This window comes from Marinomonas sp. G8-14, from assembly GCF_055808935.1.
In genome coordinates this window covers 3,662,360-3,680,145 of sequence record NZ_CM147891.1, presented here as the reverse complement: position 1 = coordinate 3,680,145, position 17,786 = coordinate 3,662,360, and the positions used below count along the sequence as shown (strand labels likewise).

General features: G+C 46.0%; 18 protein-coding genes, 1 pseudogene and 1 riboswitch. Of the genes and pseudogenes, 11 read left to right on the top strand and 8 right to left on the bottom strand.

The window, feature by feature from the left end:
- Positions 1–216 precede the first annotated feature (216 nt).
- From AC0L6V_RS18705 to AC0L6V_RS18685, 5 genes are all read left to right on the top strand, one after another.
- The gene (locus AC0L6V_RS18705; protein ID WP_265219865.1) at positions 217–858 is read left to right on the top strand and encodes a hypothetical protein; all 642 of its coding nucleotides are present in this window, start codon (positions 217–219) and stop codon (positions 856–858) included.
- 3 nt (positions 859–861) lie between these two features.
- A complete protein-coding gene (locus AC0L6V_RS18700; RefSeq protein WP_265219864.1) occupies positions 862–1,554 on the top strand; it encodes a hypothetical protein in 693 nt (230 codons plus the stop codon).
- 13 nt (positions 1,555–1,567) lie between these two features.
- Entirely contained in the window at positions 1,568–2,251 is a 684-nt protein-coding gene (locus AC0L6V_RS18695; RefSeq protein WP_265219863.1) for a hypothetical protein, read from the top strand.
- 701 nt (positions 2,252–2,952) lie between these two features.
- Positions 2,953–3,702 carry a DUF481 domain-containing protein gene (locus AC0L6V_RS18690; RefSeq protein WP_265219862.1) on the top strand — a complete coding sequence of 250 codons (750 nt, stop codon included), beginning with the start codon at positions 2,953–2,955 and terminating at the stop codon, positions 3,700–3,702.
- A 99-nt stretch (positions 3,703–3,801) separates the two neighbouring features.
- Positions 3,802–3,987 (top strand): DUF2256 domain-containing protein, encoded by a 186-nt coding sequence (locus tag AC0L6V_RS18685; RefSeq protein WP_321160360.1) that lies wholly within the window; start codon positions 3,802–3,804, stop codon positions 3,985–3,987.
- A gap of 37 nt (positions 3,988–4,024) precedes the next feature.
- Here the strand turns inward: AC0L6V_RS18685 and AC0L6V_RS18680 are convergent, their stop codons facing one another.
- Entirely contained in the window at positions 4,025–5,119 is a 1,095-nt protein-coding gene (locus AC0L6V_RS18680; protein ID WP_265219860.1) for a methyl-accepting chemotaxis protein, read from the bottom strand.
- A 386-nt stretch (positions 5,120–5,505) separates the two neighbouring features.
- Between AC0L6V_RS18680 and AC0L6V_RS18675 the strand changes: the two genes are divergently transcribed.
- The 3 genes from AC0L6V_RS18675 (at position 5,506) to AC0L6V_RS18665 (ending at position 7,650) form a co-directional block, all read left to right on the top strand.
- Positions 5,506–5,781 carry a SpoIIAA family protein gene (locus AC0L6V_RS18675; RefSeq protein ID WP_265220315.1) on the top strand — a complete coding sequence of 92 codons (276 nt, stop codon included), beginning with the start codon at positions 5,506–5,508 and terminating at the stop codon, positions 5,779–5,781.
- 219 nt (positions 5,782–6,000) lie between these two features.
- A complete protein-coding gene (locus AC0L6V_RS18670) occupies positions 6,001–7,326 on the top strand; it encodes a type II toxin-antitoxin system HipA family toxin (protein WP_265219859.1) in 1,326 nt (441 codons plus the stop codon).
- Positions 7,327–7,407: 81 nt separating this feature from the next.
- Positions 7,408–7,650, top strand: coding sequence for a helix-turn-helix transcriptional regulator (locus AC0L6V_RS18665; protein ID WP_265219858.1), 243 nt, complete (start codon positions 7,408–7,410; stop codon positions 7,648–7,650).
- Between the two features lie 47 nt (positions 7,651–7,697).
- Here AC0L6V_RS18665 and AC0L6V_RS18660 read toward each other — a convergent pair whose 3' ends face one another.
- Together AC0L6V_RS18660 and AC0L6V_RS18655 are read right to left on the bottom strand one after the other, a co-directional pair.
- Positions 7,698–8,159 (bottom strand): hypothetical protein, encoded by a 462-nt coding sequence (locus AC0L6V_RS18660; RefSeq protein ID WP_265219857.1) that lies wholly within the window; start codon positions 8,157–8,159, stop codon positions 7,698–7,700.
- A complete protein-coding gene (locus AC0L6V_RS18655) occupies positions 8,152–8,388 on the bottom strand; it encodes a hypothetical protein (RefSeq protein ID WP_418138496.1) in 237 nt (78 codons plus the stop codon). Before AC0L6V_RS18655 ends, AC0L6V_RS18660 begins: the two co-directional genes overlap by 8 nt.
- 202 nt (positions 8,389–8,590) lie before the next feature.
- On the opposite strand from AC0L6V_RS18655, the gene mtgA reads away from it, so the two are divergent.
- Positions 8,591–9,268: a monofunctional biosynthetic peptidoglycan transglycosylase gene (gene mtgA / locus AC0L6V_RS18650; RefSeq protein WP_265219855.1), complete on the top strand. Its 678-nt coding sequence runs from the start codon at positions 8,591–8,593 to the stop codon at positions 9,266–9,268.
- A 1-nt stretch (position 9,269) separates the two neighbouring features.
- On the opposite strand, the pseudogene AC0L6V_RS18645 reads toward mtgA, so the two are convergent.
- The 4 genes and pseudogenes from AC0L6V_RS18645 to AC0L6V_RS18630 form a co-directional block, all read right to left on the bottom strand.
- Positions 9,270–9,948 (bottom strand): annotated as a pseudogene (locus tag AC0L6V_RS18645) (ABC transporter ATP-binding protein).
- A gap of 92 nt (positions 9,949–10,040) precedes the next feature.
- Positions 10,041–11,003 (bottom strand): FecCD family ABC transporter permease, encoded by a 963-nt coding sequence (locus AC0L6V_RS18640; RefSeq protein WP_265220313.1) that lies wholly within the window; start codon positions 11,001–11,003, stop codon positions 10,041–10,043.
- Between the two features lie 28 nt (positions 11,004–11,031).
- Positions 11,032–11,934, bottom strand: coding sequence for a cobalamin-binding protein (locus AC0L6V_RS18635; protein ID WP_418138495.1), 903 nt, complete (start codon positions 11,932–11,934; stop codon positions 11,032–11,034).
- The gene (locus tag AC0L6V_RS18630) at positions 11,934–13,670 is read right to left on the bottom strand and encodes a TonB-dependent receptor domain-containing protein (RefSeq protein WP_418138494.1); all 1,737 of its coding nucleotides are present in this window, start codon (positions 13,668–13,670) and stop codon (positions 11,934–11,936) included. Before AC0L6V_RS18630 ends, AC0L6V_RS18635 begins: the two co-directional genes overlap by 1 nt.
- Before the next feature lie 117 nt (positions 13,671–13,787).
- Positions 13,788–13,982, bottom strand: a riboswitch (cobalamin riboswitch).
- A gap of 141 nt (positions 13,983–14,123) precedes the next feature.
- Here AC0L6V_RS18630 and AC0L6V_RS18625 point away from each other — a divergent pair.
- Positions 14,124–16,052 carry a B12-binding domain-containing radical SAM protein gene (locus AC0L6V_RS18625; RefSeq protein ID WP_265219851.1) on the top strand — a complete coding sequence of 643 codons (1,929 nt, stop codon included), beginning with the start codon at positions 14,124–14,126 and terminating at the stop codon, positions 16,050–16,052.
- 59 nt (positions 16,053–16,111) lie between these two features.
- Here AC0L6V_RS18625 and AC0L6V_RS18620 read toward each other — a convergent pair whose 3' ends face one another.
- Positions 16,112–16,861, bottom strand: a complete 750-nt coding sequence (locus tag AC0L6V_RS18620) for an RIO1 family regulatory kinase/ATPase domain-containing protein (RefSeq protein WP_265219850.1) — start codon at positions 16,859–16,861, stop codon at positions 16,112–16,114.
- Positions 16,862–17,241: 380 nt separating this feature from the next.
- Between AC0L6V_RS18620 and AC0L6V_RS18615 the strand changes: the two genes are divergently transcribed.
- Complete coding sequence (locus tag AC0L6V_RS18615; RefSeq protein ID WP_265219849.1) at positions 17,242–17,784, top strand: heme NO-binding domain-containing protein; 543 nt, start codon at positions 17,242–17,244, stop codon at positions 17,782–17,784.
- The last annotated feature ends 2 nt before the right edge of the window (positions 17,785–17,786 follow it).

The following is a 17,786-nucleotide window of genomic DNA, read 5'->3' as shown; positions in this document are numbered from 1 at the left end:
GTTTCAACCTCTTCTTTAAATTTGTCATTCACCAATGCCATGTCTGGCTGGGTGGCTGTGCGCGTTCAACCTAGTTCTTCATCTGGTGGATGTACTTTGCAGAAGGCTTAGTTCAGGCTAAGTTTTTATACCAAGAAAAAGCGCTTGCAATCTGTATTAATATGCATGACGCTTGTCCTGTGTCCCGAGACACAGGACAAGAGGTTTTATAATACGATGAAAAGTCAAGATATAGGTTTACTATTAAAGCTCATCTCTCTCCAACACCAAGAAAACTCGTCCTCACAAGACAGAGGTATATTCACATGGCCTCACGACTGGCGAGACTGGGAAAGCCATAGCGATGACATTGGTCAGCCGTTACTCTTCCCAACAGTAAGCAGTGAATTTCGTAATTTTGCCTACACCACTCGTAACCTTGAAGCAGAAACAGGCATAAGCAAAACTCAGATCAGCGAATCACTAAGACGCTGCATAGACATTGGCTTAGCTAAAAAAGATCGACAATTTGGCGTGCCAAGGGCTAATAAAAAAGCCCTATTTGAGTTTATTGTTTCAGGCATTAAGTATGTTTTTCCTGCCAAACTCGGTGAAGTCACTAGAGGTATAGGAACATCCTTCGCCGCGCCTATTTTACAAAACGATATTATCAGTTCGGGAGAGCTTATTCCTGTGTGGCCAGATGCAAGAGGTACAAATAAAGGGCAAGCTGTTGAGCCTTTATTTAAGTCCGTCACTCGAGCTATAAGAAAAGATCCAGACATGTATGCCATGCTCGCCTTAATCGACTCCATACGATTGGGCAATGCGCGGGAAGCCAACATAGCAAAGGACAAGCTAAAGTCTTTTTTGGAGTAAGCAATGAGCGCAAGAGACGTCCAAAAAGAAATGCTGAAGCAAGTCGCCTTAGCATTAGAGGAGCTTAGGGAAATGGTCACCTTTGTCGGCGGCTGCACAACAGCATTGCTGATCACGGATGAATTTACCGTTGAGCAAGTTAGACATACCGAAGATGTAGATCTGATTGTTAGCGTCATCGGCTATGTCGAATACAACCAATTAAAAGCTCAACTACAATCAAATGGTTTCAAAGAAACACCTCTCACTGAGGAAAATTGGCCTATTTGCGCAATGAAGCTAGGTGATCTACGAGTAGATATTATGCCCGACGACGAGGCAATTCTTGGCTTTAGTAATCGTTGGTACAAATACGCAATGGAATCTGCCATCGATTATGCCTTAGACGAAAAGCTCTCGATCAAAGTGGTTAACCCTATCGCTTTTGTTGCAACCAAGCTTGAAGCCTACAAAGGCCGAGGTAATCAAGACCCATTAGCAAGCCAAGATATCGAAGACCTTCTCAATCTAATTGATGGTAGAGAAAGCCTAGCTGCTGAAATCCGAAACGCACCAGAAGAAGTTAAGGCCTACATAGCCCAAGAGATTCAGACATTAATGACAGTTAGCGACTTTGATTACGCAGTACAAAGCACAGCAGAAGGCAGTCCAGACCGAGAAGACATCATCTACCATCGTTTAAAGGCCATTTCATAATAAGGCACGTAATATGGATATTGATTGGTTTAGCCGACAAGGGAATACACGCCAGAGCAATAACGATGCTATCGCGGTAGGTATAAGAAGTAACAAACTTGTCGTCGTTATAGTGGATGCTGCCGAGAAAGGCACCAACCCAAGTGCTTTTTCAGAGCATTGGGTAACGATACTGGCCCATACTTTCCTAGATAATCCTGACCTCCATTCAGAACCCGAAACAACTCGACTTTTAAAAGAAAAACATAGAACGCTAAAAAGACAAAACTTTCTATGCGAAGTCGCCAGCTTTTGTCTTGTCGAAATAAACCTAAATACGCTAGAAGGAAATATTGTCTGGCTCGGTGACTGTTGTATTGGCACCTCAACAAACCACGAAGTCCAATGGATTAACAAACCACATAATCTAATAAGTCAGCACCAAGTAACGGCTATACCAAACGAGTTACACAATCCGCATTTACTCACTCGATCATTAAAAGCTCGGCGCTTTCAGCAACCTGATTTTTTAAGCTTCGCATTAGAGCAAACAGACGAGCTACACTTAAGTACCGATGGCTATTGGCGAGAATACCTCGAAGAAAACACTCCTCTAAACAATTGTGAGGACGATGCAAGCCGGCTGACTGTAAGAAACATTGATCACAAATCTATAAAGCAAACTAATGAGGCGTTTAACTTCTTTTTAATTACTTAGCTGCTAGCAGCAAAAGTCGAAGAACCTTTACTTGTGACGGCAGGAACTGGAATGAACGAGAATGAGGCGTACAAAGTACCTTCGAAGTCGAAAACTAATAGACAATAGAATATGTGTTTGACGTTTTCATCCAAGCTATTTATCTTAGTAAATGCGAGCCGTGGGACTGGTTTAGCGAAAGTTTTCACCTGCGGACATAGGATAAAGAAGCCTGTATCGAAAGACACGGACTTTTTTATACCTGTCGCAGACGTCCTCTCCATCACATCTAAAAAACACTAAAAAGTAGTGAAGCGTTACCATTTTCTTAGCAAAATGGTGAAATCTAGCGAAAATCTTAGCTTCAACAGCAAAACATCCAAAATACTCTCATGACCAAAAAATCAGCCTCCTCCCTTGAATGCCGGCTATTTACACTCTTTTCATCAAATCCTAATTTACAATTTTGTGGGGATACCTCAACATCTGCCCCCTATTTACGCACTCTGAAGAATGAATAAAAATTGCAGAAACAACTAGGTAGCCGAGTTGCTTTCGTAAGAATGTTAGTTTTTAACGTGTTTGCTGCTCACCAGAAGTAGCCACACGAACCATACACACTTGGATGTATTGTTGCTCATCGGTGTGTATGACATCAATGAAATAACAAATGCCGTTAACCATACCTCATTTTAATGGCCGATAAATATAGAGAAACTCCAATGAAAAACAGATACCAATTACCCTTGTTGGCCATATTTGCGACCCAAGTGGCCTACGCGGCAGAAACGAACCCTCAGAATAAGACCGACAAATCTTGGCAAGGCTCTGCCGAATTAGGTGTGTTATTAACATCCGGTAACAGCGACACCACCAACCTCAATAGTAAGTTCAACATTATCCAACAGCTAAAAACTTGGCGTCACACTTATACCTTTGCTTCCATTTATGCCGAATCCGACGACACTAAAACAGAGGAGCAATATCGTGGTTCGGTCCAAGCCGATTACATCTTTAACGATCGTCAATTTTGGTACTTACGGGGCGCTTATAATAAGGATTTGTTCTCAGGCTATGAATACCAGAGTTCAGCATCAACCGGTTACGGTAATCGATTCTGGCAAGAAAAAGATGGTTCTTATTTAGAAGCGTCGGTGGGTGTCGGTTATCGAAATAATAAGATCGACGAAGACTACACAACAGACTCTTCAGAACGGACGCCGATAGCACGATTCAGTGCAACCTACGAAGAACACCTTTCTAAAACGTCGTTGTTTAAACAGGAGCTAAACACAGAAATCAGTACCGAAAATGGCAACTCAATCTCAGAGTCCACTTCATCGCTGCAAGCAAACATAGTCGACAACCTTGCGATGAAACTGTCTTACCGAGTCAAACATTCGACGGATGTGCCTGTTGATACGAAAAAAATCAGCACAGAAACCTCTGTCTCTGTACTCTATTCGTTTTAGGTTAATTAGGGGCAGATGAATATTAAACGCTCAGGCTCGGCCTCGTGAACAGCATTATTTTCATCAGCCCCCGATTTAGCAATTTGCCAATCATTAAAAATGATCCAATCTGCTGTTAAATACGTAAACAAGGCAATGACACACAAAAAACCTCATTTACCCGAAAAGATTTGCCTGGTCTGCCAGCGTCCATTTGCGTGGCGTAAGAAATGGGAGCGTGATTGGTCGCAAGTGAAATACTGTTCTGAACGATGCAAGCGCCAAGCAAAAAAAGAGGCCAATTAGCCCACCTCTTTTTTATTCTTTCGACGCCTACTTAGTGTTATCCAATGGTCTCTTGAAGCTGAGTTGATAGCGCTTTTGCTTCGAGGGTTCGTTCATTGAGGTGTTTTAATCGTTCGTTCACTTCCACAGCCAATTTGCCAATGTTAATTTGTTTGGCAGAATTTTCCTTAACCAGTTGGTTAATACCATGTACTTTGGTACAAATTTCAACCAGAGATTCACCGGCTTTTTTAGTGAGTTCGACGGTATTTTGTACCGATTGAACGCTGCCGTCGATGTTGTTTACCGCTTGTGTCACGCCCTTTTGCAGGCTTTCGATCATGGCTTGAATGTCTTGGGTGGATTGTTGAGTTTTGCTAGCAAGGTTACGTACTTCATCGGCGACAACAGCGAAACCTCGGCCTTGCTCGCCTGCCCGCGCGGCTTCAATAGCGGCATTCAGCGCCAACAAATTCGTTTGGTCTGCAATACTACGAATCACATCGAGTACAGATGAGATTTGCGTCGAATTGTTCGACAGCTGGTTGATCACATCCGCTGTCGAGGACACTTGCTGAGTAAGCTCTTGCAGGACATTTTCAGCTAATTGCAAATTGCGCTGACCTTGATTGGCATCGTTTACCAGAGTACCGACTTGTTGAGCGATAATTTCAGTGTTGGCAGCAACGCCTTGAATCAGCGGAGCACTGTGTTGGCGGCGCTCAAGAATATCAGACAGATCTTGTTCTTGTTGATTGGTAATCTGACTCAGCGCATCAATGTGACTCTGCAATACGGTATTTCGTTCCGTGACAGACCCTTCTTCTTGTTTTGGCTGTGTTAACTCGTGAAGGACACGATCGACCCAACGTGGAAAGTCATCTGCATTTGTCTGCAAGCTAAACTGAGAATGAATGGCAGAATGCTTAGCCAGTGTGTCCCTGATAGATTGCAACATTTGATCTTGCTGACGACCTTTTTTCTGGCCGATGGCAATCGCCAATATGGCGACGGCGGTAAGCAGCCAAACCAATATCAAACTGATAACCGTTGGCAAACTAATGGTTAGCATGAGCTGAATTGTCAACGCAATGGCCGCCAGGATTGCCGTGGTCAGCAACCCAGTAAACCATACACTCTGTCTCGCATTCATGATGAATTCCTATTCTTATTGTTGTGATTAATGCTTTCAAAAATTCAATAAGAACACAAAACAGATGTAATGAATAATTGTTTATCTGTTAACCAATTTCAATTTTGAGATAGGCACCTTAAGTCCCCCCTTTTTCTATTGCCTTTACTGACAGTCATGACAAAAAACACAAATTCTACACCGCTTGTTGACCATCTATGCTGAGTTAATCAACTTTCATACAGACCGCTTTGCTTTACAGTATTCGTATCAATTAAAAGTGATTCAGGAGCGAGTTATGTCTAACTACAAAAGCGGTGTTTCGCTAAAGGCAGCGCGTTATAACGACAAGCTGTTACTTAACATGAAAACATCAGGCCACCCAAGCGAGCCTCGATTTTGAACGCATTATGCCTCAGTTAGAGGCGGCGATTTATTCTATCCATTCCCCTTACGCGGTGTTGCTAGTCGATATTAGTGAATTCGAAGGCTGGAGTATAAAAAGCGCGTGGGAGGAGTTTTTATTAAGCCAACGACTCGGTGGTGAGTTTAATCGTATTGCCATCTATGGAAAGAGTCGTTGGCAAAATAGACTCATTCGCGTCATAAGTTGGTTTATCTCGGCGGATATCAAGGTATTCAAGCGTAAGAAAGAAGCGACTGACTGGGTGATGGCTTCTTAAGTCGGTCTTGGACGGTTGGACTTAACAAACCCTTTATAAGTACAGCAGTAGATTATTAATATCAGAGATGTAAGTGGCTCCACAAATCCATTTGCCACCACATAAAATGAGCAAAACTATGCTCACAAATAACCTTAAAAGATATTTTTGAGCAATTAATTTCTCATAAAATACTTTTTATAGCTATAATGAGCAAAACTATGCACATACAGGCATTCGATGAAAACACTTACTATCCAAGCTCTGACTCAACAACAATGGCGCGATATCGCTATATTAAAACTACTCAATCCTGAAAGAGGAACAGCTAGCCCGAGTCGTCTTGGTTATGAGTTTGAATATTCCGTCGAGTGGTTAGATCTTAACGATGAGCGTGCTTGCAGCTTAGTGTTACCCGTACAAATTATGATTGAGCATGAAGCCGATCATTGGTTTGGCTTTTTAGAAGATATTGCTCCGGCTGGTGCAGCCCGTCGATATTTAATCGACTTATGGGGACTTCAAACCCTTTCTTCTGGTGAACAAGACACTGCCTTATTGGAGAAAGGTACTATTGCGCCAGTTGGCAATTTGAGAATAAAAGAGTCTCTCCCCACCTTACCAGCTGATTCCACTCTTCATCTTAGAAAATTCACTTTAAATGATGTGGTCGAACGCGACTCTAGCTTTTTAGAATATGCTCAAGAGATGGGAGCCATTAGTGGTGGTGCAACGGGCGCAGGAGGCGAAGCCCCCAAACTGTTAGTGCGTTGCTCAGCACAAGGAGAAATTTGGATTGATACGTTTCAAGAGCAACATGATATTGCTGATGCTCATTATCTGGTGAAGTTCCCACGTGGTCGCAAGACACGAGATGACTGCGATATTCTACGAGCGGAGTATCATTTCTACCATGAATTAACTGATATGGGATTTAATACGATCAGCACAGAGAAAATGAAGCTACTAGAGGGAAGCCGATACCCTTCTCTTTGGCTTCCAAGGTTTGATACTCATTGGAATGAATTCAACTGGGAACGCTATGGTTTGGAATCTATTTTTTCTGTGTTAAACAAACCTGCTGGGAGCTACCTTAATCATTTTGAGGTCATCCGTTCTGTTTGTAACGTACTACAAAAGCAGTCAACAGAGTTTAATACAGAAGCATTTGTTTGCGAATGGCTAAGCCGCGACTTGCTCAATATCGCTTTCGGCAACCCTGATAATCATGGTCGTAATACTGCCCTACTTAAAAAGCCTAGCGATATTTGGTTATCACCCATTTATGACTTTGCACCAATGAAAGTAGATCCTGAAGGTATCACTAGAACCACAAAATGGGGATCACCATTTGAAGAAGGCGGAGAGTATCGCTGGCAAGCCATTACAGAAGAGCTTGATGATTTATGCCCGTATGACACTTCATTCTCAGCATTAAAACAAACCGCAAGCAAGCTTCTTGGTTTACAACAACGCCTGGAGGCGAGAGGCGTACCTGAACGTATTTTAGAGGTTATTCAAGTTAAATGGTTAGAAACGAAACTAGCACGTTGGGGTCTTTTATGAACATGACAGCTTCCGAACGCCAAGCTTTATTAGTAGAGCTTCTACAACAGCACATGTTAGGTGGGCTTCACCCAAGGACAAATGTTAAAACGCCTTCGTAAGGAGGTATTGGGCTTTTCTCAAACTCGCTATGCAGAGTTAGTTGGAGTGAGCCGTCGTACCTTGACGGATATCGAACAAGACAAAGGCAGCCAAGTACAAAGCATTATCGACAAGGTATTCAAGCCACTAGGAATGAAATCTGGACTAACGCCAATTCATCCTCATGTCGCGAAACATATAATGGCTGGCACTCAACTTGATGGCGACTTAAAGGTGAAATAGCAATATTGTAAGCTCTAGCTCCATAAGTAATCGAACTAATCCACCCCCTACTTTATCCACTCAGCTAAACGTTCTGACTCCGGCCACCAAGTAAAAACATCCAGCCAAGCATTGGCATCTGGGCTGAACCAGTAACCCGCAGCACAGCCGAGCACTAACACCAATGAAGCCAGTGGTTCACCCCAATCCGTTAGTTTCAGTGCGCTACCAAATGAGCGTTTAATACGCATGCCAGACAGTTCAATACTGTAGAGTTCATCCAGAATCAGATGGATGGTCGCGCCAAAGAAGATAAATCCGCCAATGCCCCAAGCGGTTTTCGCCTCCAGTGCAAACAAGTGGTAAGCGGTAGGTACGGCAAAAGCCGCAAACATAACATTCGCAAGCAAACTGTGCAGCGCCCCTCTGTGTATGGTGAATTGTTCAAACACCCACTGGATGGGGAAGCGCACGACGAGATAGCTCACGATCGCTAAGGCAAGCACTTGCCAATGGAGCAGTTTATCCAACGAAAATGCGATGGCGAGTCCCCGCGACCAATGCTCCAAACAATCGAAAGACTAATCGAATCGCGGCGGAGTCATCGGCGTCAATATCAGGCAATAAGCCTCCCAGCGTTCCAGCCAAAGCGTAAAAAATCGCCTCGTTCATATTGGCGTAGTCCAAAATAAAGGCGCTCGCGGCCAATGGTGCACTGAGTATGGCGGCCACGGTAACGTGGGTTTTGAAATCAGCCATATAGGGGTATCCTTGTTGTTTTATAAGGTGAAATCCGCTTTTGCGGAGGATAAAATTTCGATGGGCGCATGCTACAGGAATCGAGATCTAGAATCTGCGCACGCTAAATTAAAGATTCATTAAAGATTCGCTTCTTTATTGTTTATACTTGTGTAAGCAATAGGCTAAGAAAAGCCTCGTTAAACCGATTAAGAGACAATGAATGGCAAAGCGTAAACGCGGTATTTTCAAAACAATTTGGGCCATTCTGTGGCGCACTTTGCTGTTACTGGTGCTTGTTTTACTGGTGTTTCGCTTTGCGCCAATACCCACAACAGCGTTTATGCTGCAAAGCGATTATCCAGTGAAACAGACATGGATCAGCATTGATGAGTTGCCGCCTCATATGCCGTTGGCGGTGGTGGCGTCAGAAGATCAGCGTTTCCCTGAGCACTTTGGTGTCGACTTTGCAGCGATTAGCAAAGCGCTAAGCCAATACGACGATGGCGACGGCCTGCGTGGTGCCAGTACCATTACCCAACAAACCGCAAAAAATCTCTTTCTGTGGTCGGGCAGAAGCTTTGTTCGCAAAGGTTTAGAAGCCGGTTTAGCAATAGGGCTGGAAACACTTTGGGGTAAAAAGCGTATCTTAGAAGTGTATTTAAACATAGCAGAATTTGGCAAAGGCATTTACGGTGTCGAAGCCGCAAGCCAGCATTATTTTGGTCGATCCGCTAGCAGACTCACCATGAATCAAGCAGCACGACTTGCCGTGCTACTCCCCAGTCCACGAACTCGCAGCCCTAATAATTTAACCTATTATCTTCGCCAAAGAGTCGACTGGATTGAAGTGCAAATGCAGCAACTTGGTCCTGACTATTTAAAACCGATTCTTCAGTAAATCAGGCGACTGGCACAAACAATGGTTTGCCGTTGAGCGTCGTCATGGCAAGTTTTTGACGATACAGCGGCTCTAGATTGTCTTGCGTTAATAAGTTGGCGGCTTCTCCCCAAATGGGCGGACGATCTGGGTATAAAAGCAACACATGAGAACACCATTGAGCGGCCACATTCACATCATGTAGAGACATAACAACCACTTTGCCCACATTAGCTTGTTCTGCGAGTAAGCCCATAGCCGCGACTTGATAATGCAAGTCCAGATGATTCGTCGGTTCGTCCACCAGCCATACCTGTGGTGCTTGCGCCATTAAGGCAGCTAATGCTGCACGCTGGCGTTCTCCGCCCGATAAACTGCTTAATGGTCGCTGCGCAAAATCCACTAGATCCAAACGTGCTAACGCAGCATAAGCCAACGCCACGTCCCGTTCACTTTCCATTTCCCAAGGGGATAAATGCGGAAAGCGTCCCAACAAAACACTTTCTAATACGGTAGCAGGGAAGCCATCTTGATATTCTTGAAACATGATGCCGATGTGCTGCGCCAAGGTTAAGCGAGGCAGCTGGGACATCGGCTGATGATTGAGCCTCAATTTGACCAGAGGCGGGAGGGAGCAACGCCGCCAACGTATGCAATAAGGTGGTTTTACCGACACCATTGGTACCTAAAATGCCCCACATTTGCCCGGCTTGAAAGCGGATAGATAAGGCATTGTCAGAGCATGTCGGCTTATTGGGTATCGCGGCCAACAGCTGAATTAAAGCAAGTTCGCTCATAAACGCCCCCGCTGCAACAAATACAAAAATGTCGGCACACCCAGTAACGCAGTAATCACGCCCACGGGGAGTTGCTCCGGAGCAATCACGGTGCGCGCCAAGGTGTCGGCAAGTGTCACTAAACAACCACCCGCTAGCGCGCTAGCGGGTAAAATGAGCCTCTGATCATTGCCCAGCACCATGCGCAGCATATGCGGAATCACCAAGCCGACAAAGCCCACACTGCCCGCTGTTGTTACGGCGATGGCCGTGAGTAAGCTGGCTAGCAGAAACACCAAACGCTCTAAACTTTTCACATTGACACCCAGTGCTGCCGCTTGCAAAGGCCCACGCGCCAACACATTAAGACTTCTTCCCAGCGGCATCAGTACCATGCAGGTCGGAATCAGCACCAACCAAGCAATCCAAGGTGTACTGGCGTAAGACAAATCGCCCATGAGCCAATACAACATGCCAGGGATTTTATGGGGTGGGGCCAAGGCTAACATCAGGGTGATTAACGCTCCCCAACCAGCGGCAATCACCACCCCAGTTAATAATAAACGCATAGGTGCCGTACTACCCAAACGGGTAGACAAGCCAAACACTAACAATGTCGAAAGCACCGCACCAATAAACGCCATACCAGACATGAATACGCCACCAATGCCTAGCAAAATCGCAGCCAAGGCCGCTACCGAGGCGCCACCAGAAATCCCTAGCACATAAGGGTCAGCGAGCGGGTTGCGCAAAAGAATCTGCATCAACGCCCCCGCTACCGCTAGTAAGCCACCCGTCGCAAACCCCGCCATCACACGGGGTAAACGCAGTTCCAGTACCAAGGTTTGATTCAGTCCTGACCCTTGCCCTAACAAAGCGTGCCAAACAGCGACAGGCGATAAACTCACACTGCCCTGCGTGACAGCAAACACAATGCTCAATAGCGACATGATCGCCAATATGGCCAGCGGTAACAGCATGCTGAAGCGGTTTATTAATGGTAAGGGTTTAACGTCGAGCACGGGCAATATCCAGTTTCTCACAGAGGATTTGGGCGCCCTCTAATAGACGCGGTGTTGGCCGCTGAATCAGCGAAGGCGGCACAAAAAACAAATTGTCTTTTTGAGTCGCAAGCAAATTGGGGAAAGCGCGCCATGGATCCAACCAGGCCGCGTTCTGCTCTCCCATCCCCCTGGTCACAATGGCTTCTGGGTTTTCCAGCAATACGGCTTCTTGACTCAGTCGAGGAATCAAACGCGGAGAATCGGCGAACACATTGATGCCACCACAGAGACTCACGACCTTGCTAATATAATGACTCGCATTCATCGACATCAGAGGCTCCGCCCAAACTTGATAAAAAGTCCGCACCGGCGAGGCCTCTTTATAGCGCTCACGTAAGGCCTGTATTCCACTGCTAAAACGTTCTGCTTCCGCATCGGCCACGGTTGAAGTGCCGGCCAATTTGCCCAAGTTTTCAATGTTGCGCGCAATGTCTTTGAACTCATAAGGTTCTACGTAATATACCGGCAAGCCTAATCGTACTAGGGTATCAATCTGTTCTGACGGATTACCGGTTCCCCAAGCCAACACCAGATCCGGCTGTAAGCTGAGCAAACGCTCCAAATCAAGGCGCGTATGACTACCAACAGAAGCGACGCTTTTTACCGCTTCTGGGTAATCACTGTAAGACACGACCGCCACGACACTGGCGCCCGCTCCTGCCGCGTAGATAAGCTCGGTTGCTCCCGGCGATAAGGCGGCAATCCGCGTTGCCGCTTGCTCAAGACACACGGTCTGACCACGGTCATCAAGCACACAAATCGCGTCGGCAAAGGCCGCGGGCACAAATGCCCAACCGCCTAGCCACCCTAACAATACTAATAAAATAATACGCATCGGATTCGTCATTAAAATGCCGAATAGTTAAGCGTTAGGAAAACACCACGCCCCGGATTTATATAATCTTTGGCAGTTTGGTATTCTTTATCAAGAGCATTCTTCACACTCAACTCAGCGTTCCAATCGATGGCAAAATCGTAACTGGCACGCAAATCCAAAGTAACGTACCCTGGCAACATTTCATCGCTGCCTAAAGTCGTCGCACGGCCGTTGGCACCAATCAAGGTCATGCCTATTTGGCCCTGTTCAAACGTACGATCTAGACTAAGACGCGCACTACGCTGAGCACGCTTAGGCAGTTGAAAACCCGTCTCATCGTCCTTGGCGTCCAACCAAGTAAACGCGGCACCAAGTCGCCATTGTTCCAGCGTCAAACCAGACGATAACTCGATTCCCTGCGCGGTAGAGTCCACATTATAGGCTTTCCAAGACCCTGTGTAGTTAGACCAAATAACGAGATCACCATAGGAAGCGTCAAACACCGCCACATCCCAATATCGGTCGCCATAGTCGGCACGAATTCCCACTTCTACTGTTTTAGAGCGTGTGGCATCCAGTGTGGGATCGCCACTACCGGGATAATACAAGTCATTAAACGTAGGAGCGGCAAAAGCTTCGCCATAGCTGGCGCGCAGTCGATGAATCGCATCGAGCTTATAACCCGCCGCCACGCCACCCGTTGTTGAATCTCCATAGGCACTATTATGATCTTGGCGAAGATTGAGCTGTAAGCTGGTCACTCCAAAATCAAACAAGGCCTGCGCAAAGGCCGCGTCATTACGACGGTCTGGTGCTTGATAGCGCGTCACATCCACACTGTCTTCAGAGGTTTCCGCACCCAATACAAATTCATGATCGTCTGCCCAAACCGTATTACTCCAACGAGCAGTTTGTGTCGTCGTCGCGTAGGTTTCCGCAGAGGACACCGTGGTTCTATCGTTGCGGGCCTGAGAAACTTTGAACTCTGTCTCCCAATTGTCCGTCACCGGAAAGCTGGCCCCCAGACCGATCACTTGCACCTGGTAATCACTTTCGTCACCCACATAATGATTGCGTCCTGCGCTGTTCATTACCAAGCTGCTGATACGTGCACCGCTATCAAATTGGTGCCCAACATTGAGTAATATATTTTCATTGCGATAGCCTTGAGCCTCTTCCCCTTTTTTGACTATGTCACCGTCGGTCTCAAAGATTCCAGCCGACAAGAGGTACTGAGTATTATCACGGGAGGCCGCTAAGGTTAGCTCTGTTGTTTTGGTATTAAACGACCCCGCACCGATGGCGAGATTCGCTTCAGGCTCGTCTCCCGCTTCGGGTAAAAACATCTGAATCACGCCACCCACCGCGTCCGCACCGTAGAGCGTGGCTTTCGGCCCACGAACCATTTCTAGGCGATCAATCAAAGAAGCTGGAATGTTTTCAAAAGGCGCCCCACCCGACGTTGCGGAATACAGCGGAATACCGTCTAACAAAAACTTAGTCGATTCAGCCCCCGCGCCACGCATGTAGACACTGGTGGTTTTTCCGTAACCACCATTTGAACTGACGTCGACGCCGGGCTGAGCGGCCAGTAACTCGGTTATTTGTTGCGCTTGCTGGGCGTTCACTTCTTCTGCGTCGATGACGGTGACAGAAAAAAGCGAATCGGCAGTGCTCACTGGTGTTGATGTTGCCGTGACGACCAAAGGCGATAAGGTTGACGATGAATCCGATGTTGTCTCTGCCTGAGCCGAAACGACGGACATGACACTACACGCCACGAGGGTTCTCGTGAACGCAGGAGTAAATTGAGTTTTCATAAATAAGATCTACTGTTGCACTGAGCACGCCCGCACAGTGATGACATTTGGTTCACGCTTGCGCAGAACCCCCAGCTACAGGCAGGTCTCCGGACTCAAAAGTTGCGAATGCAGGCTTTGCCGCCTTCCCATGGCAAACCACAGTGGCGTATTGGCAGAGTTTGACTTTTTTACCGTTGCGGGGGCAGCGTCAGAATTGCACTGACTTCCCTATTATTGCGGACACAGAGGTCCACAACCTGTAACGGCGCGTACTCTAACACAGAGCGAAGATAACGCTAAATGAATGCACTTCACGCACAGATTAAAGACATTATATTTTAAGGGACCTGGCCCCTTTAAAAGCGTTAAATGCTAGAATCTGCCTATTCCGATTAGGTTTTACTTTAAAGGCAGGCTATGACCGTTCTTCTGATGACCCCACCCATGACGCAACTGAATACACCGTATCCCGCAACGGCGTATCTGACTGGCTTTTTGCGCTCTCGGGGCTATGAGGCGGTACAGCGCGATCCGGCCATTGAGCTGTTCCTTGAAATGATGACAGCACCGGCGCTGGATATTATTCGTCAGCATGTGGAAGACAACTTCGAATCCTTTGAAGACGATGAACTGCCCGACGCGGTGTTTTGTTTCTTAGCCGAATTTGACCGTTATCGTCTGTGTGTCGAACCGGTTATTCGCTTTTTACAAGGCAAGGATTCCAGTCTTGCGCTGCGTATTGTTTCGCGGCGTTTTTTGCCAGAAGGCCCAGCGTTTGACGCCATTGCGCAGATGGAAGAAGTGTCAGGCGATATTCTCAAAACCGCTTTTGGTCAGCTTGGTGTGCAAGACAAAGCCAAGTATTTAGCCACTTTGTTTATCAATGATTTGTCGGCGGTGATCACACAAGGCGTTGACCCGTATTTTGAAGTCAGCCGTTATGGCGAGCGTTTGGCAGCGGCTAACCCAAGTTTTGATGATCTCTACAATACCCTGATGGGCGAGCCAAGCTTTAGCTCTGAAATTTTAGAGCAATTAGTCGAGCAGTATTTGGAAGAAACTCAGCCTAGTGTGGTGGCGTTAACCGTGCCATTTCCCGGCAATATGTTAGGCGCTCTACGTATCGCGCAAACCTGTAAAGCCATTAATCCTGACCTACCTATAGTATTGGGTGGTGGTTTTATTAATACTGAGCTACGCGCACTGAAAGATCCTCGTGTGTTCGAGTTTGTCGATTTCATCTGCCTAGATGATGGCGAACGCCCATTTATGACACTATTGGAATTCTTTGACGGCAAGCGTGAGATAGACGAGTTAGTGCGTACTTACTTCCTCGCTGAAGACGAAGATGGCGAACCATTCGTTCACTACAATGAAAACGCCGAGTTGCACGACATTCCGCAAACCGATGTTGGCACGCCAATTTACGATGGTTTGCCGTTAACCGAATACTTGTCCTTGTGTGAAATGCTCAACCCTATGCATCGCATCTGGAGCGATGGCCGCTGGAATAAGCTAACCATCGCCCACGGCTGTTACTGGCGCAAATGCAGTTTCTGTGATGTGACACTGGATTACATCGACCGTTACGACGCAGCGGGTGCCGATATTCTGGTGGATCGCATTGAAGAATTAATCGAAGAAACCGGACAGACGGGGTTTCACTTTGTCGATGAAGCCGCACCACCAAAAGCGCTGTTTGCCTTAGCAAGACGCCTAATCGAACGGGGCGTGGTGATCAGTTGGTGGGGCAATATTCGCTTTGAAAAAACCTTTACACCAGAGCGCTGCCAGTTGTTAGCGGATTCTGGCTGTATTGCCGTAAGCGGTGGTCTTGAAGTGGCCTCTGATAGATTACTAAAACTGATGAAAAAAGGCGTCAGTGTGGAGCAAGTGGCTCGCGTAACCAAAGCTTTCAGTGATGCGGGTATTCTGGTGCATTCTTATTTGATGTATGGCTTCCCTACTCAAACCGAGCAAGAAACCGTTGATGCGCTCGAAATGGTGCGTCAAATGATGGCACAAGAATGCTTCCAATCGGCCTTCTGGCATCGATTCGCGGCCACAGCACACAGCCCGATAGGCATTAATCCGGAAGAATATGGCATCACGCTCGCGGAACGTCCTGACATCATGTTCGCGGAAAACGATGTGGATTTCACCGATCCAACCGGTACGGATCACGATATGTTAGGCGACGGATTACGTAAGGCGCTTTACAACTACATGCACGGCATCGGTTTTGATCAGCCGATGGATTTCTGGTTTGATAAACCAGTGAAACGCACCTTAGTGAAAAAAGATCTGATTGCCAAAGCCTTGAACAATCTAATTGTCAGTAGTTAATCGCGCTTTAGAAAAATCCTGTTATTGGTATGGGATTCATAACGTATCAGGGCCTGCTCTTACAGCTTTTCCATCATATTGCGAAACAAATCAGCACCAGGCAGCTGACTGGCGAGACCAGACAACCAGAGATAAGCACGGTGTATTGGATAACCACGAAAAATCCAGCGCTTTCTTAATTGGTTATAATGGATGAAAAACGCTTTCTTATACTCAGCCATGGGGTGTTCACACAGCGCTGACCAAGCTTTATATACACCCGAGAGATCCGCCCCCCGCATAATACGCTGTAACCCAATGGGAAAACGGGAATAGGTTATAGCAGATTGAAAATCAATAAAATAAGGCTGGCCGTCTTCTCCGACAAGAATATTACCTAGATTTCGTAAATCTAAATGCACCAAACCGCGACGGTGCATTTCAGACACTCTATGTTCTAATTGGCTAAAGAAAAGCTTAGGCAGTTTCTTATTTTGTTTATTGAGTGTTCGTAGAGGTGTTCCCTCAATAAAAGAATAGGCAATACTAATGTCAGAAAGGCGATGAAATTCATTGCTCACGCCATTCATGCCGCTGAGGCGCTCTAAGGCTTTGTATTCTTGATTAATAAACAAACGCGCAACCGTTTTCCTCACGATCCAAGGGCTATGTTGAAAATCTTTAATAACAAAATCAAAGTGATCATCTTTGTATCGATAGACGATCGCATTGGCGAAGCGCCCTTTGTGAAGCACACTAATATGATGGTTATGGAATGAATGCTCAGGAAAGCACTCACCTAACTGCGCAGTCAAAACTTGCTCTTTCATCACTGACACCTGCATCGGCTATCATCTTGTTAATGAGATTAACAAACGTCAGTTTTATGCAATAGAGGTGAACATGAGTCTCACATTTCATTACCTTTTTATTCCAAACTATGCAGAAAATCTGTCAAAGATGAATGAAACAGCGTTTTTTTCCGTTTAATGTATTTCAAACATTATTTATGGTGATATCCCGTCTGACTAAAGCTAAACGCTAACACATGAATCCACATTTACATGACACGAGTTCAACTTTGGCTTTCTCTTTACCATATACGCCTTAACGCCCAACAAAAAATTACGCACCTAAACCAATTACGTCTAAGATTTTCTACGCTTTTTGTCTACTCTATTAAATTATACAACTGCGCAGGGTAGATATCATGAAAGGTGCCGTTTTTACTCACTTTCAAGAAATGATCGAAGACCAATTTGGTATGGAATGCTGGGAAACATTACTAAGTAGATGTGACTTACCCAGCGGTGGAATTTATACCAGTGCAGACAATTACGATGATCAGGAAATAGTGTCCCTTGTCGTCGCACTGTCCGAGCATAGCGCTATTCCAGTGCCAGATCTGATCGAGGCCTTTGGACGCTATTTATACAAAGGCTTAGCCCATAGCTTGCCACCTTCGATGATGAATTTCCCAGACCTTTGGTCACTACTAGAAGCGGTAGATTCTGTTATTCATGTGGAAGTTAACAAGCTCTATCCAGATGCTTTAACACCAAAAATTCTCGTCACCGAAAAGCGTAAAAATGGCGTCACACTTTATTATCAATCACCTCGAAAAATGTGTTTATTAGCCATTGGCCTAGTACACCAAGCGGCTGAGAGTTTTGGAACGTCCGTTACCATTAAACACACTTGCTGTATGAATGAAGGAGCCGATCATTGCTCCATGATAATAGAACGCAGCTAACT

Coding starts and splice junctions, on each gene's coding strand:
- AC0L6V_RS18705 (WP_265219865.1), top strand. CDS start 217: ATGAAAAGTCAAGATATAGGTTTACTATTAAAGCTCATCTCTCTCCAA.
- AC0L6V_RS18700 (WP_265219864.1), top strand. CDS start 862: ATGAGCGCAAGAGACGTCCAAAAAGAAATGCTGAAGCAAGTCGCCTTA.
- AC0L6V_RS18695 (WP_265219863.1), top strand. CDS start 1,568: ATGGATATTGATTGGTTTAGCCGACAAGGGAATACACGCCAGAGCAAT.
- AC0L6V_RS18690 (WP_265219862.1), top strand. CDS start 2,953: ATGAAAAACAGATACCAATTACCCTTGTTGGCCATATTTGCGACCCAA.
- AC0L6V_RS18685 (WP_321160360.1), top strand. CDS start 3,802: ATGATCCAATCTGCTGTTAAATACGTAAACAAGGCAATGACACACAAA.
- AC0L6V_RS18680 (WP_265219860.1), bottom strand. CDS start 5,119: ATGAATGCGAGACAGAGTGTATGGTTTACTGGGTTGCTGACCACGGCA.
- AC0L6V_RS18670 (WP_265219859.1), top strand. CDS start 6,001: ATGAAAACACTTACTATCCAAGCTCTGACTCAACAACAATGGCGCGAT.
- AC0L6V_RS18665 (WP_265219858.1), top strand. CDS start 7,408: ATGTTAAAACGCCTTCGTAAGGAGGTATTGGGCTTTTCTCAAACTCGC.
- AC0L6V_RS18655 (WP_418138496.1), bottom strand. CDS start 8,388: ATGGCTGATTTCAAAACCCACGTTACCGTGGCCGCCATACTCAGTGCA.
- mtgA (WP_265219855.1), top strand. CDS start 8,591: ATGGCAAAGCGTAAACGCGGTATTTTCAAAACAATTTGGGCCATTCTG.
- AC0L6V_RS18640 (WP_265220313.1), bottom strand. CDS start 11,003: ATGCTGTTACCGCTGGCCATATTGGCGATCATGTCGCTATTGAGCATT.
- AC0L6V_RS18635 (WP_418138495.1), bottom strand. CDS start 11,934: ATGACGAATCCGATGCGTATTATTTTATTAGTATTGTTAGGGTGGCTA.
- AC0L6V_RS18630 (WP_418138494.1), bottom strand. CDS start 13,670: ATGTCCGTCGTTTCGGCTCAGGCAGAGACAACATCGGATTCATCGTCA.
- AC0L6V_RS18625 (WP_265219851.1), top strand. CDS start 14,124: ATGACCGTTCTTCTGATGACCCCACCCATGACGCAACTGAATACACCG.
- AC0L6V_RS18620 (WP_265219850.1), bottom strand. CDS start 16,861: ATGAAAGAGCAAGTTTTGACTGCGCAGTTAGGTGAGTGCTTTCCTGAG.
- AC0L6V_RS18615 (WP_265219849.1), top strand. CDS start 17,242: ATGAAAGGTGCCGTTTTTACTCACTTTCAAGAAATGATCGAAGACCAA.